The 14308-nt window shown below is 60.9% G+C and carries 12 protein-coding genes; 8 read left to right on the top strand and 4 right to left on the bottom strand.

Annotated elements, in window-relative coordinates:
* Nucleotides 1-175 precede the first annotated feature (175 nt).
* A complete protein-coding gene (locus C4J94_RS22710; protein WP_124388159.1) occupies nt 176-1135 on the top strand; it encodes a MerR family transcriptional regulator in 960 nt (319 codons plus the stop codon).
* A gap of 2 nt (nt 1136-1137) precedes the next feature.
* Here the strand turns inward: C4J94_RS22710 and C4J94_RS22705 are convergent, their stop codons facing one another.
* A complete protein-coding gene (locus C4J94_RS22705) occupies nt 1138-1743 on the bottom strand; it encodes a hypothetical protein (RefSeq protein WP_124388158.1) in 606 nt (201 codons plus the stop codon).
* A gap of 58 nt (nt 1744-1801) precedes the next feature.
* The gene (locus tag C4J94_RS22700; RefSeq protein WP_124388157.1) at nt 1802-2269 is read right to left on the bottom strand and encodes a PAS domain S-box protein; all 468 of its coding nucleotides are present in this window, start codon (nt 2267-2269) and stop codon (nt 1802-1804) included.
* A gap of 129 nt (nt 2270-2398) precedes the next feature.
* Here C4J94_RS22700 and C4J94_RS22695 point away from each other — a divergent pair, with 129 nt between their 5' ends.
* The 6 genes from C4J94_RS22695 (at nt 2399) to C4J94_RS22670 (ending at nt 9421) form a co-directional block, all read left to right on the top strand.
* Nucleotides 2399-2854, top strand: a complete 456-nt coding sequence (locus C4J94_RS22695) for a flavodoxin (RefSeq protein ID WP_124388156.1) — start codon at nt 2399-2401, stop codon at nt 2852-2854.
* Nucleotides 2855-3044: 190 nt separating this feature from the next.
* Nucleotides 3045-3827 carry a class II aldolase/adducin family protein gene (locus C4J94_RS22690; protein WP_124388155.1) on the top strand — a complete coding sequence of 261 codons (783 nt, stop codon included), beginning with the start codon at nt 3045-3047 and terminating at the stop codon, nt 3825-3827.
* Complete coding sequence (locus C4J94_RS22685) at nt 3827-4729, top strand: alpha/beta fold hydrolase (RefSeq protein ID WP_124388154.1); 903 nt, start codon at nt 3827-3829, stop codon at nt 4727-4729. The genes C4J94_RS22690 and C4J94_RS22685 overlap by 1 nt, the downstream gene beginning before the upstream one ends.
* A gap of 130 nt (nt 4730-4859) precedes the next feature.
* Nucleotides 4860-5771 carry an SDR family oxidoreductase gene (locus tag C4J94_RS22680; RefSeq protein WP_124388153.1) on the top strand — a complete coding sequence of 304 codons (912 nt, stop codon included), beginning with the start codon at nt 4860-4862 and terminating at the stop codon, nt 5769-5771.
* 483 nt (nt 5772-6254) lie between these two features.
* Nucleotides 6255-8036, top strand: coding sequence for a DUF1302 domain-containing protein (locus tag C4J94_RS22675; RefSeq protein ID WP_124388152.1), 1782 nt, complete (start codon nt 6255-6257; stop codon nt 8034-8036).
* Between the two features lie 26 nt (nt 8037-8062).
* Nucleotides 8063-9421, top strand: coding sequence for a DUF1329 domain-containing protein (locus C4J94_RS22670; protein ID WP_124388151.1), 1359 nt, complete (start codon nt 8063-8065; stop codon nt 9419-9421).
* A 143-nt stretch (nt 9422-9564) separates the two neighbouring features.
* Here C4J94_RS22670 and C4J94_RS22665 read toward each other — a convergent pair whose 3' ends face one another.
* Nucleotides 9565-10713 (bottom strand): integrase core domain-containing protein, encoded by a 1149-nt coding sequence (locus tag C4J94_RS22665; protein WP_124384938.1) that lies wholly within the window; start codon nt 10711-10713, stop codon nt 9565-9567.
* Between the two features lie 206 nt (nt 10714-10919).
* Here C4J94_RS22665 and C4J94_RS22660 point away from each other — a divergent pair, with 206 nt between their 5' ends.
* Nucleotides 10920-13421 (top strand): LuxR C-terminal-related transcriptional regulator, encoded by a 2502-nt coding sequence (locus C4J94_RS22660; protein WP_124388150.1) that lies wholly within the window; start codon nt 10920-10922, stop codon nt 13419-13421.
* Here C4J94_RS22660 and C4J94_RS22655 read toward each other — a convergent pair.
* Nucleotides 13418-14293, bottom strand: coding sequence for a helix-turn-helix domain-containing protein (locus C4J94_RS22655; protein WP_124388149.1), 876 nt, complete (start codon nt 14291-14293; stop codon nt 13418-13420). The genes C4J94_RS22660 and C4J94_RS22655 overlap by 4 nt on opposite strands.
* Nucleotides 14294-14308 lie beyond the last annotated feature (15 nt).

The following is a 14308-nucleotide window of genomic DNA, read 5'->3' as shown; positions in this document are numbered from 1 at the left end:
GTAGGTGGCGCACAAAGAGGGAGCCGGATAAGGCCACCCTCTGAAAAACAGGCAAGGATTATTCCTCTTTTGCCGAAATACACCAGAGACATTGGTCCGATAAGTACGGGCCTTGAAAAAGACAGCTCTAAAAGCGTTAAATAAGGTTCATTCAGCGCTGCACATTTGGTCAACAATGCCCGTGATTATTGCTCCGACTGATAGCATTTCGCGACTAACTCCGACAGATTCGAATCAGCTGTTTCCAATTCGGGAAGTCTCGAGATTGACAGGCGTCAACCCAGTCACCTTGCGTGCCTGGGAGCGGCGCTACGGGCTGATCCAGCCCACGCGCACCGAAAGCGGGCACCGCCTCTACTCCAGGACCGATATTGAAACCGTCAATCGGATTCTCGACTGGATCGAGCGCGGCGTGACCGTGAGCAAGATCGGCAAGCTCCTCGCCCGTGACGATGAACAGGCCCAAGCGGTCCACGCCGAACGCGACGGCGTGGAGGAGAACCAATGGTCGCAGTGGCAGGTGCGCTTGATGCAGGCGGTCAAAGCCTTTGACGATCGTCAATTGGCGAGCCTCTATGCGCAAGTCAACGCCACATACCCGCTTCACGTTGCCTTTCAAGACGTTTTCATGCCCCTCTGGAATGACCTGCTGCGCCACCAGGGCTATTTCGGCCAGGCCAGCGAGTGGCTTTTTTATGATGCCTTCCTGCGCATGCAGGCGTTCGAACAACTGAACCGGGCGAGCACCTGCGCTGCACCGCGCCTGCTGCTGGCGGCTATGCCCGGTGAGTGCCGTAAACTGGAATTGCTCATCGCGGCGCTGATGCTAAGCGGCGATGACCGGGTAGTGAAGGTGTTGGGCATGGGCCAGCCGTTCGAGGAATTGACGCTGGTGTGCGAGCGGATGAAGCCCCTGGCGCTGGTAGTGTTCTCCAACCACTCGCACAACCATGACTTGGCCGGGCGTTTGAATCGCCTGGGGTTGACCCTGGATTGCCCGTTGTTTCTGGCCGGTGCCGCGTCGGACCTCGCTGAGGAAGACCTGCAGGATTCAGCCGTGGGCTGCCTGGGCAATGACGGGCGCTTGATGCCGCAACGCTTGCAGCAGTTTCTCGATGGGCGCCTGGACAGCTGAAATCAGGCGTGGACCTGGGGATGGACCAGGCGGTGCTGGTGCAGAATGAACTGACGCAGGCGCTCGATCTCGTCGACATCGCTCTGGCTCAGGCGATAGGCGAACAAGCCCCGGGCGGTTTCCCGCTCCAGCGTGCCACGCAGCGCAATGCGCTCGTAACCGGATGGGCTGAACCATAAAGAAAAAGTCTTCGGCGGTTTGGCTCGGCCACGCCCTTCTACCAGCACACCCTTGAACGACACTTCGTGCACCCACAGTGCGCTGGCGTAGCCCTTGACGTTCTCCAGGGCTACCGGTGTTTCCAGGGCCAGGCGCCACGGGCGGACCATCGGCCCGTCTTCAAAAATACTCGGCACGCCCAGGCGAAGATGCACCGCATGAAACTCATCTTCCACCAGATGCAGGGGGAAGGTCAGTTGCTGGTTGTCGAACTGCGCCTGGATGGTGACTTGGTCGTGAGCGGCCAGCCGAGTGAGCAAGTCGCGAATCTGCGCACCGCCATTGACCGTCAGGCTCGACCATGCATCCCGCAGGTTGAGCTGCGGGTTGTGCTGCATATTCTGGATAAAATCCAGCTCGTCCTGAGTCAGTAGAGCATCGCGGTGCATTGATATAGCTCAAGGGTTGGGCATTAAAAGGCCATTATCGCTCTAAAGACCGCCATTTTTACAGCTTGTTAATTCCGCTCGTCGCCTTGAGCGCCGCCAGCTCAGCTTTAAGCTCGGCTACCTGGGCTTCCAGCTGGGCGACGCGCTGTTGCGCCTTTACCTGCGTGGTGACGTCTTTTTGCACACCGACGAAATACGTCTGCTGGTCGGCCGTGTTGTACACCGTTGACAGTGAAAGCTCGTTCCAGAAATGCGTGCCGTCCTTGCGGTAGTTGCGCAGGATCTCCCGGCACGCGCCACCGTTGTCGAGCGCCTCGCGGATCGCCATCAGGGCCGGCTGGTCACGGTCGCCCGACTGCAGGAAGCGACAATCCTGGTAAAGAATCTCGTCCAGGGTATACCCGGTCAGGCGTTCGAAGGCCGGGTTGACGTAGATCAGCGGCTTGTCCGCACCTTCTCGTTCGGCGACGACAATCCCGTCGTTGGAGGCGTTGATCACCATTTGCATCAGCTTGGCGTTGATCATTGAGCGGTCCATGGCTTGTTATTGAGATCTGAAGTTTATGACACGTCTTGAATGTTGCACGGCGCGCACTGAAAAATCTGCACCAGCTGCTAATATCCCACGCTTTCGCTCAACTACAGGATCAGATTGATGAAAGTCGCCATCCTTTCCGGCTCGGTCTACGGTACGGCTGAAGAAGTCGCCCGCCACGCCCAGAAAATCCTGGAAGCTGCGGGTTTTGAAGCCTGGCACAACCCGCGTGCCACGCTGGCGGACGTACAGGCCTTCGGCCCCGAAGCGTTCCTGGCGGTCACATCGACCACCGGCATGGGCGAGCTGCCCGATAATCTGCAGCCGCTGTATTCAAGCATTCGCGACCAACTGCCCGCCGCCTGGCGCGGCCTGCCCGGTGCGGTGATCGGCCTGGGTGACGCCAGCTACGGCGACACCTTCTGCGGCGGCGGCGAGCAAATGCGCGAACTGTTCGCTGAGTTGGGCGTACACGAAGTGCTGCCGATGCTGCGCCTGGACGCCAGCGAAAGCGTGACTCCGGAGGCCGACGCCGAGCCGTGGCTGGCCGAGTTGAGCACTGCACTGCAGCGTTGACCGGACGTGAGGCGCTGCCCCCGCGTGCTTTTATTGGCGGCGCTTCTCTGACGCCCGTTTGGACTATTCTCTTGGCTGACTCGCTCAGTCATCAAGCTGGCTGCCAAGGCAACTCCGCAAGCCAGGGCGTCTGACTAGACTGGCCTCTCACTCGCAAAACAATAATAAGTGCGCCAAGGAGGTCCTTATCGTGAGCCTAGCCCCCGTTCTATCGTCGCAGAATGTCAAAGACCAGGTCAGCGCGGCCGAATGGCAAGCCCGAGTCGACCTGGCGGCCTGCTATCGCCTGGTGGCGATGCACGGCTGGGATGACCTGATCTTCACGCATATTTCGGCCAAGGTGCCGGGCACCGATGACTTTCTGATCAACCCGTACGGGCTGATGTTCCACGAGATCACCGCCTCGAGCCTGGTCAAGGTGGACCAGGCCGGTAACAAGCGCATGGACAGCCCCTACGAGATCAACCCCGCAGGCTACACCATCCACAGCGCCATCCACGAAGTGCGCCATGACGTCACCTGCGTGCTGCACACCCACACCGCTGCCGGTGTCGCCGTGTCCGCGCAAAAGCAGGGCGTGTTGCCGATCAGCCAGCAATCGCTGTTTGTGCTGTCGAGCCTGGCCTATCACGCTTATGAAGGCGTGGCACTCAATCACGATGAAAAGGCGCGCCTGCAGGCGGACCTGGGCGAAAACAACTTTCTGATGCTGCACAACCACGGCCTGCTGACCTGCGGGGCGACCATTGCCGACACCTTTCTGATGATGTTCACGTTCCAGCGTGCCTGTGACATCCAGGTGCTGGCACAGAACGGCGCTGCCGAGTTGATCTCCATCGAGCCGCAGGTGCTGGCCGGTGCCAAGGCGATGGTGGCAGCTGTCACAAAAAGCGCCCAAGGTATGGGGGGGGCGCTGGCCTGGCCGGCGTTGCTGCGCAAATTGGACAGTCAGGACCCCGGGTATAAAAGCTGATGCCACTTGCCGAAATACCGCTCAGCGCCTGGCGCAAACGCGGCCAGGATTTCGTCTTTCGCGGCCGCTCCATTCGTTATTGGGTGGCCGGACAGGGCGAGCCGCTGCTGCTGATTCATGGTTTTCCCACAGCCAGTTGGGATTGGCATTACCTGTGGCAGCCCCTGGCCCAGCGCCATTTGGTGATTGCCTGCGACATGCTCGGTTTTGGCGACTCGGCCAAGCCGCTGGACCACGAGTATTGCCTGCTGGAGCAAGCGGACCTGCAACAGGCGCTGCTTGAACACTTGGGAGTGGCAAAGCCGGTGCACGTATTGGCCCATGATTACGGCGACAGCGTTGCCCAGGAACTCCTGGCCCGGCATTACGAGGGCCGGTTCCAAATGGCCAGTTGTGTGTTCCTCAATGGTGGGCTGTTCCCTGAAACCCACCGCGCAACCTTGGTGCAAAAATTATTGCTCAGCCCCCTGGGCTGGATGATTGGCCGCGCCACTGGACGAAACGGCCTGGCCAACAGTTTCAACCAGATATTCGGACCTAAGACGCGGCCCAGCGAAAGCGCGCTGGATGATTTCTGGAGCCTGCTTGAACACAACGACGGCCCGCGCATCCTGCATAAACTGATCAACTATATTCCCCAGCGCCGGCGCCTGCGTGACCGCTGGGTGGCGGCGATGCAACGTGATGAAGTGCCGCTGCGCGTCATCGACGGTGAGGTCGACCCTATTTCCGGCGGGCATATGGTGGAGCGCTATCAACAGCTTGTGCCGCATGCCGACGCGATATTGCTGGCCAACATCGGCCATTACCCACAGATCGAGGCGCCGGTACAGGTGCTCAGGCATTACCAGGTGTTTCGCGAGCGTATCGGTCAGCGATCAGCGCGTGTGGCCTGTTCCTGAGCCTCGCGCCGGCCGACGGCATCATCCCGCTGCCTTATTGAGCACCATTCAGCGTCGGCCGTATTTATTGTGACCAAAGGCCCCGTGCCTGACACTCTGCCCATCGCCATCGTCGCCACAGGAGTTCGGTATGAGTCAGTCAGTGCAGTTGCAGGATAAGGTCGTGATCGTCACCGGTGCCGGCGGTGGATTGGGCCGGGCCCATGCACTGCTGTTTGCCCGGCACGGTGCCAAAGTACTGGTCAACGATCTCGGTGGCTCGACCCAGGGTGAGGGCGCCAATGCCTCGGCGGCCGACCGGGTGGTGGCCGAAATCCGCGAAGCGGGTGGTATTGCGCAAGCCAACCATGACTCCGTCACCGACGGCGATAAAATCGTGCAGAACGCGCTGGATGCATTCGGCCGTATCGACGTCGTGGTGAACAACGCCGGTATTCTGCGCGACAAGACCTTCCACAAGATGGAGGACAGCGACTGGGACCTGGTTTACCGGGTGCATGTCGAAGGCGCCTACAAAGTCACTCGCGCCGCCTGGCCGCATCTGCGCGAACAGGCGTATGGCCGGGTGATCTTCACCGCGTCCACCTCGGGCATCTACGGCAACTTCGGCCAGTCCAACTACGGCATGGCCAAGCTTGGCTTGTATGGCTTGACCCGCACCCTGGCGCTGGAAGGACGCAAGAACAACATCCTGGTCAACGCGATTGCCCCCACCGGTGCTACGCGCATGACCGAAGGTCTGATCCCGCCGCAGGTGTTCGAGCGCCTCAAACCGGAACTGATCAGTCCATTGGTGGTGTACCTGGGTAGCGAAGCCTGTCAGGAAACGTCGGGGTTGTTCGAGGTGGGCGGCGGCTGGATCGGCAAGACCCGTTGGGAGCGCAGTCTGGGCGTGGGGTTTGATCCTGAGGCGGGCTTTTCGCCAGATGACGTGGCGGCGCACTGGCAGCAGATCTGTGACTTCGAAGGCGCGGCGCACCCCAAGGACACGATCGAGGCATTGAAGGAGATGATGGCCAACTTGCAGAAGTTCAGTCTCTGATCGTTGCCATAAGAATAGTGAATCTCACGGGGCGTCGACGGCGCCCCGTGTTTATTTCAGGCATAAAAAAGGCCGCTGCAAAGGCAGCGGCCGAAGTAAGACGTTGGATCAAGGAGCGATAAATCAACGTCAGTGAACACCGGTAACAGATTGAATATACGAGCAATCCGTTGAATTCAGGCTTTTCTCCCGAGTCTGGAAGCGGGCCGTTTGCCCTGAAAGCGAGTTAAGAATAGTCGCTTGTAACAGAATGAGTAATAGCAAATCAGGACAATGACTGTTACCAAAACGACAATAATTGCCACCACGCCATCGATTCTTCTGATAGCGCCTCATCCATCCAATCCATGACACCTGCCGCAACCCCAGCCGGCGCGGCTTGTCATCCTTTCGAGCGACAACACGAATACCTCCTTGGTGCGCTTATCGCTCCCCATGGGCGGCAGTAGGGTGGGGCCTTCTGTCACTCACCGGGGAAGACGCATGACAAAAACAACAATGCGCGCCATCTTCAAGCCAGAGGCGCTGGCCGCAGCGGTTGCACTGGGCTGCTGTGCCCAGGCTCAGGCTGTTTCGTTCAACATTGGCGAGATCGAAGGGCAATTCGATTCCTCGCTGTCGGTCGGTGCGAGCTGGGGCATGCGCGATGCCGACAAGAGCCTGGTTGGCACCGTCAACGGCGGCACAGGCCAGGCGTCCACCGGGGATGACGGGCGGCTCAACTTCAAGAAGGGCGAGACTTTCTCGAAAATCTTCAAGGGCCTGCACGACCTTGAGCTGAAATACGGCGACACCGGTGTGTTCGTGCGGGGCAAGTACTGGTACGACTTCGAACTCAAGGACGAAGACCGCGAGTTCAAGCCCATCAGCGACCACAACCGCAAGGAAGGCGCCAAATCCAGCGGTGCGCAGATCCTCGACGCCTTCGTCTATCACAACTATTCCCTGGGCGACCTGCCTGGCACCGTGCGCGCCGGCAAGCAGGTGGTCAGTTGGGGCGAAAGTACCTTCATCGGTAACTCCATCAACAGCATCAACCCGATCGACGTGTCAGCGTTTCGTCGTCCGGGAGCCGAGATCAAGGAAGGGCTGATCCCGGTGAACATGCTGTTCGCCTCCCAGAGCCTGACCAATCAACTGACCGTCGAAGGCTTCTACCAGCTTGAGTGGGACCAGACCGTGCTGGACAACTGCGGCACCTTCTTTGGTGGTGACGTAGCGGCGGATGGCTGCACCGGTAACTACACGGTGGGCAGCCCGGCGATTGCACCGCTGCAACCGATCGCAGCAGCGCGTGGCCAAGGCTTTGTCGTCACCCGCGAAGGGGTGGTGGTGCAGCGCGCCGCCGACCGTGATGCGCGTGACTCCGGCCAGTTCGGCGCCGCCTTGCGCTGGCTGGGCGACGACACCGAGTACGGCCTGTACTTCATGAATTACCACAGCCGCACCCCGACCGTGGGCACCATCACCGCCAATACCAACCTGGCGACCATCGGCGCCATTGGTGCCGCCGCCCCGCCGGGCTTTGGTTCGGCGCTGGCCCAGAGCACCATGCTCGGACGTGGCCAGTACTACCTGGACTACCCGGAAGATATCCGTCTGTTCGGCGCCAGCTTCTCCACCACCTTGCCCACAGGCACGGCGTGGACCGGAGAAATCAGCTACCGCCCCAATGCCCCGGTGCAGCTCAACACCACCGACCTGACCCTGGCGCTGGTCAACCCCATCGCCGGCAATACCGCGTCGCCGATCCGCAGCTCGTTTGGCGCCGACAACAAAGGCTACCGCCGCAAGGAAATCACCCAGATCCAAAGCACCATGACCCAGTTCTTCGACCAGGTGCTGGGCGCCGAGCGCTTGACGTTGGTGGGCGAGGCGGCCGTGGTGCACGTCGCGGGCCTGGAAGACAAAACCAAGCTGCGTTATGGCCGCGACTCGGTGTACGGCGCCTATGGTTTCCAGGGGGATACCGACGGTTTCGTCACCTCCACCTCCTGGGGCTACCGCGCGCGGGCGATCCTGGATTACAACAACGCGATTGCCGGGGTGAATCTCAAGCCCAACCTGTCCTGGTCCCATGACGTCGCCGGCTACGGCCCCAACGGCTTGTTCAACAAGGGCGCCAAGGCCATCAGCGTCGGCGTGGATGCGGACTACCGCAGCACCTACACCGCTAGCCTGAGCTACACCGACTTCTTTGGCGGCGACTACAACACCCTGACCGACCGCGACTTCCTCGCCCTCAGCTTCGGCGTGAACTTCTGATTTGGCTTAAAGAAGGACAAGAACCTATGCGTAAGACAATTGCAGTGCTGGCCCTGAGCCTGTTGGCCGCCCACGTGATGGCCGCGGTATCGCCGGAAGAAGCCGCCAAGCTCGGCACGACCCTGACCCCGGTGGGCGCTGAAAAAGCCGGCAACGCCGATGGCTCGATCCCGGCCTGGACCGGCGGCATCCCGAAAAACGCCGGCGCGGTGGACAGCAAGGGCTTTCTCGCCGACCCGTTCGCCAGTGAAAAACCGCTGTTCGTGATCACCGCCGCCACCGTCGACAAGTACAAGGACAAGCTCTCCGACGGCCAGGTGGCGATGTTCAAGCGCTACCCCGAGACCTACAAGATCCCGGTGTATCCGAGCCACCGTACGGTCAACCTGCCGGCGGATATCTACGAGTCGATCAAGCGCAGCGCACTGAACGTCAAGGCGATCAACGACGGCAACGGCCTGGAGAACTTCACTGGTAACCGCTACTACGCCTTCCCGATTCCAAAGAACGGCGTGGAGGTGCTGTGGAACCACATCACCCGTTACCACGGCGGTAACCTGCGCCGCATCATCACCCAGGCCACGCCGCAGACCAACGGCAGCTACACACCGATCCGCTTCGAAGAAGAAGTGGCGGTGCCCCAGGCCATTCCCGATATCGACCAGGCCAAGGCGGCCAACGTACTGAGTTACTTCAAGCAATCGGTCACGGCGCCCGCGCGGCTGGCCGGCAACGTGCTGCTGGTGCACGAAACCCTCGACCAGGTGAAGGAGCCACGCCTGGCCTGGATCTACAACGCCGGCCAGCGCCGCGTGCGGCGGGCGCCGCAGGTTTCCTATGACGGGCCTGGCACCGCCTCGGACGGCCTGCGCACCACCGACAACTTTGACATGTTCTCCGGCGCGCCCGACCGCTATGACTGGAAACTGGTGGGCAAGAAGGAACTGTACATCCCCTACAACAGCTACAAGCTCGATTCGCCGAGCCTCAAGTACGACGACATCATCAAGGCCGGGCATATCAACCAGGACCTGACCCGCTACGAGCTGCATCGCGTCTGGGAAGTGGTCGGCACCGTCAAGCCGAGCGAGCGCCATATCTACGCCAAGCGCCACATGTACATCGACGAAGACAGCTGGCAGGTGGCCCTGGTGGACCACTACGACGGTCGCGGCCAACTGTGGCGCGTCGCCGAAGGCCATGCCCAGTTCTATTACGACCACCAGGTGCCGGCCTACACCGTGGAAACCCTGTACGACCTGATCGCCGGGCGCTACCTCGCGCTGGGGATGAAGAACGAGGAGAAGAGCAGCTTCGTCTTCGGCTTCGCGGCCAAGGCCGCGGACTACACCCCGGCGGCGCTTAGGTCCGAAGGCGTACGCTGATTCTGGACGTGAAATGTGATCACACTGTGGGAGGGGGCTTGCCCCCGATGAGGGAGTGTCAGTCAATGGATGGGTCGACTGATGCACCGCCATCGGGGTGTAGAACCGTAGACATCGTTTACATCTGAAACCGGGGACATCGTTTACACATTTGAGGCCTGGACGCGGGTCATACCTCGCCCAAGCCTCCCCAGGGGATAATCACACAGGTACAAATCCCAAACATCATCTTCAACTTCTTTGAGTCCTATCCTTTCCCCAGATAGTGCCTCGCTGACAAATAACAACTTGCCGTTCCATTTGATCGATCCGTCCTGTCTGACGCTGCGAACCCTCATTTCTGCGGGATACTCCACATCGGGCAAACAACCTGGGTAAAGTCGGGTAGACGGCACATATAGGTCTCCCGGACGTTTCATGCCGAGGGCTTCATGAGGGCGTACGTAATTGAACTCATGCCTGAAATGCTCCAGCAAAAGCTGCTGCTCGACTAAGTTTTTCCCTATGGGCAGCTCAAGTTTCAAACTACGGTGCATTCGCTCATGGCGACCATTCTGGGCGGGTCTTCCTGGCATGGTGCGCTCCGGATAGATGCCCAGACGAATCCACCAAACTGCCAATGTGGACATTCTTGCCAGACCCGGAGAGGCGAACGGAACCCCGTTGTCCGAACGGATAACTTCCGGCATGCCGTACTCCTGAAAAAGCCTTTCAAATGCTTGTTTTACTGGCTGGGTCTTGATCTGGGGATGGGCCCTGCACGCCAGAATCATCCGGGACGCGTGGTCTGTAACGGTTAAAGGGAAGCACATCTGCGCGTCAAGCATCTTGAATTGCCCTTTGTAATCAGCGCACCAAGTCTTGTTAGGTTCGTTGGCCTCTCGCATTTCTGCCTGGGAAATACTGTGCCGGCGCTTGAAACGTCGTTTGTTGACGAGCCCAAGTCGATCAAGCCACTGGCCCGCTGTACTTGGAGAAGGCCAGGCGACGGAAGGATCTTCAAGCCGTAATAGTTCGAGAAGCTTCTTAGGCCCCCATTTATCGTGGGCCTCCTTCATCGCCACCACACGAGCCAAGATCTCGTCGTCGGTTTTATTTGGGCTGTTGTGAGGTCGTCGGGACAGCTCGGATAAGGACTTTAAATCGCCGTTGTGCCGGGCAATCCATTTGTCGACCGTAGGCCGACTAACGTCAAAGCGACGTGCCAACTGGCTTTTGGTGTAGTTGCCAGAAAGCCAGTCGGCAACCAGTCTGATTCGTTGATTCATCGGAGACTCTTGGTTCCAGGGCATGATCAGTTACCTCCTGATCATGCGTATTAACCTGTAAACCATGTCCCCGGTTAGAAATGTAAACGATGTCCCCGGTTTGTACCGGGGCAAGCCCCCTCCCACATTGGGTTTTGCGCATGTCTTTCAATCACCCCGCTGAATACTTCTTCAACAACCGCCCACCACAGGACTAGGGTTGCATCACAATAAAAAAGCAGGATGCAGCAATGACCGCCATGACACGCTGCCTGGACCGTCCTGGATTCATGCCTCGGCTGTCCGCTCACCACGTTCTGCGCCCGCGTCTGGCTGCGCCTTTGCTCGCGGCGCCGACGCGGGTGAAGTTGCTGTGCGCACCGGGCGGCAGTGGCAAGAGCGCGCTGCTCGCCGAGTGTGCATTGCAGGCGCCGCCTGGGTGTCAGGTTCATTGGCTGGCGCTCAATGGTGTGGTTGCATGCCCTGGCGATTTCTCCCGGCGCCTGGCCCACAGCCTGGGGCTGCCGTATACCGATGAAGCGACGTTATTGCTGGATCTGGAGCGATGGCAGCCCACGGCCTGGTTGTTCCTGGATGATTTTTGCCGTCTACCCGCCCCTGAGCTGGACGCCTTGCTGGATCGGTTGCTCACCGCCAGCAGCCCGGCGCTGACCTGGTGGCTGGGGGCGCGACGGCGGCCGGCGTGCAATTGGCCGCGACTGCTGCTCGATGACGAACTGCTGGAGTGCGGCAGTGCTGAACTGGCTTTCAGTGCTACGGAAACCCAAGCCTTGCTCAGCCCAGGGCAGAGCGTCGATAGCATCATGCAATTGAGCGCAGGCTGGTGTGCCGGCGTGCGCATCGCGCTGCTCAGCGACGGCCATCCCGATAAAACCGTGCTCGATTATCTGCAACACGAAGTGTTCAGCAGCTTGCCGGCGGAATTGGCCGAAGCCTGGCGGGTGCTGGCCAATCTGCCGCGTTTCAATACGAGCCTGTGTGAACACCTGTTTGGCTCGGGTGACGGCGCGCAGTATTTGCGGGAGTTGCAAACCCTGGGTGCGTTTATCCAGCCCTGGGAGGGCACCACTGAATGGCTGCAGATCTTTCCCCCGCTGGCGCGCGTGCTGCGCGACGAGCCCTGGGCCGCCAAGCGCGCCTGGCACCGGCGCGCTTGCCAGTGGTTCAGCACTGAGCAGGACTGGCAGGCCGCCTTCGAGCAAGCGCTGCTGGCGCAGGAATATGAAGGGGCGGTGAGTCTGTTGCAGCACTTCAGTTTCGAAGACTTGTTTCGCGGGCAAAATGCCCAGTTGCTGTTGCGCCTGCATGAACAGCATGGTGATGAACTGATGCTCGGCTCGGCGCAATTGGTAGGCCTGGTCACGGCCGCACTGCTGTTTGCCGGACGGTTCGAGCAGGCGGCGTTGTGCATCGACCAGTTGGCGCGCTTTGCACCGCGCCCGACCGCGACTGCGCAGCGCCACCTGGTGGCGCGCTGGCAGGCGCAAGTCGGCTGGTTGTTGCACTTGAGCGGTGATGCCGAGCCTTCGCGCGAGCATTTCCTCGAAGCGCTGCAAGCCTTGCCCGAGAGTGCCTGGACATCGCGCCTGATGTGCTTGTCGGGCCTGACCCAGCAAGCCATGCTGCGCGGTGAACTGGACATCGCCCAAGCCCTGAACCGTGAAGCGCTTTGCCTGGCCCGCGCCCACGGTTCGCTGGTGCTGGAAGCCTTGCTTGAGCTGGATCACGCCCAACTGCTGGAACAGCGTGGTGCGCCTTACCGGGCGCAAAGCCTGTTGGAAGGCGTGCAGGCGATGCTGGTCGGGCAGCGCTTGCAGGCTGGGCCACTGATGGGGCGGATTGCCCTGCGGCGCGGGCATCTCGCGTTGCGTCAAGGGCAGGACGCCCTGGCGAGCGAGTGTTTCGAGGCCGGTTTGAACCTTTGCCTGCACAGCCAGGACAAGCGTGTGCTTTACGGGTTTCTCGGGCTGGCGTTGCTGGCGGCCAATCGCGGTGATTACGCCCAGGCGTTTATCCAACTGCGCGATGCCGAGCGGCTGATGCAGCAGCGCCACGTCCCGGTCCTGGTGTACCGCGCGGTTCTTTTGCTGGTTAGCGGGCATTTCTGGTTGCAGCAAGGGCGCGCGGAATTGACCGTGGAAGCGGTTCGTCGGGTGCTGCGTCACTTTCAAGGGCCATATGCCAAGCAGGCGCCGCCGGCCACACTGGAATTGATCCCGCGTCTTGAGTACCTGCTGGTGCTGGCCGAGGTCAGCCTGGGCTGCGCCGAACACCCGCTCGAGCGGCTCAGCGCCTTGCTCGACAGCACCCGGCAACGTGGCATGCTGTGCCTGGAAACCGAACTGCAACTGGTGCAGGGGGAGGTGAGCTGGCGGCTGGGAGAGCCGGTCCAGGCGCGACTGGCGCTGCAAGCCGGACTGGAATTGGCCGCGCGTTGCCAGGTGCAGCAGGCGGTTCGCGAGTTGCGTTTACGTGCACCGGGACTGCTCAGTGAGTTGGGGCTGGAGCCGCAAGCCTCGCCAGTCGGTGTCACGGAAAACCCGCTGAGCCAGCGCGAACTGGAAGTGCTGCAGTTGATCGCCCTGGGCAATTCCAACCTGGAAATAGCCGACCGTCTGTATATCTCCCTGCACACCGTCAAGACTCACGCGCGGCGTATCCACAGCAAACTGGGGGTGGAACGGCGCACCCAGGCCGTGGCCAAGGCCAAGACCCTGGGCCTGATGGGCTAGCGGCGAAACGCCTGACGATAGTCCCCCGGCGCCGCCCCCACGGCCTGGCGAAAGCGCTGGTTGAAATGACTGGCGCTGGAAAAACCGCACCTCCAGGCAATCTCGCCTACGGCCAGGGCGCTGCTGCGCAACAGGCTCTGCGCACGGGCCAGCCGGCGCGCCAGCAGGTACTGGTGCGGCGGCAGGCCGAAACTCTGCCGGAACATGCGCGCAAAATGGTACTCCGACAGGGCGCACAGATCGGCGAGTTGGCCGAGGCTGATGGCGTCTTGCAGATGATGATCGATGTACTCCACCAACCGCCGCCGCTGGTGCGCGGCCAGCCCACCTTTGACGCGCAGCCCCTCGCGGGCGCCGACCTGGCTGAGCAGGGTGTGGCTGAGCATTTCGTGGGCCAGGCTGCTGGTCAGCAGGCGTTCGCCGGGTTCGTGCCAGTTGAGGGCGATCAATTGGTGAAAGCGTGCGGCCTGGCTGGCGTCTTCGAGGAAGGTGCTTTCGCGCAGTTGCAGCTCGCGAGGTTCGCGGTCGAGCAGGGTGACGCAGCCGAGGGCGAATTGTTCGGGGCTGAAGTAGACATGGGCCAGGCGAATTTCGCCATTGATCACCCAGGCCGACTGATGCTCGGCCGGCAGGATGCACAGTTTGTCGGGCCCACCCTTGGTGCCCGGCTGGTCACGGCGAAAGGTGCCGGTGCCGCCGCCGATGTAGCACGACAAGGTGTGATGGCTGGGCGCCTGGTAATCCTGGGCGTCGTGGTGGTTGCTCCACAACGCCGCGGACACACCGTCACCGAGCTCGGCGCAGGCTTCCAGGCGTGCGTTGGGCGAGCGGTTGAGGGCTTGGAAGACGTGTAGGGATTCGAGCGCTGGCATGGTGTGATCTCCGAC

The organism is Pseudomonas sp. R5-89-07 (genome assembly GCF_003851685.1).
GTDB lineage: Bacteria > Pseudomonadota > Gammaproteobacteria > Pseudomonadales > Pseudomonadaceae > Aquipseudomonas.
Note: the sequence above shows the minus strand (reverse complement) of the source record. Positions and strands in the feature narration are given on the sequence as shown.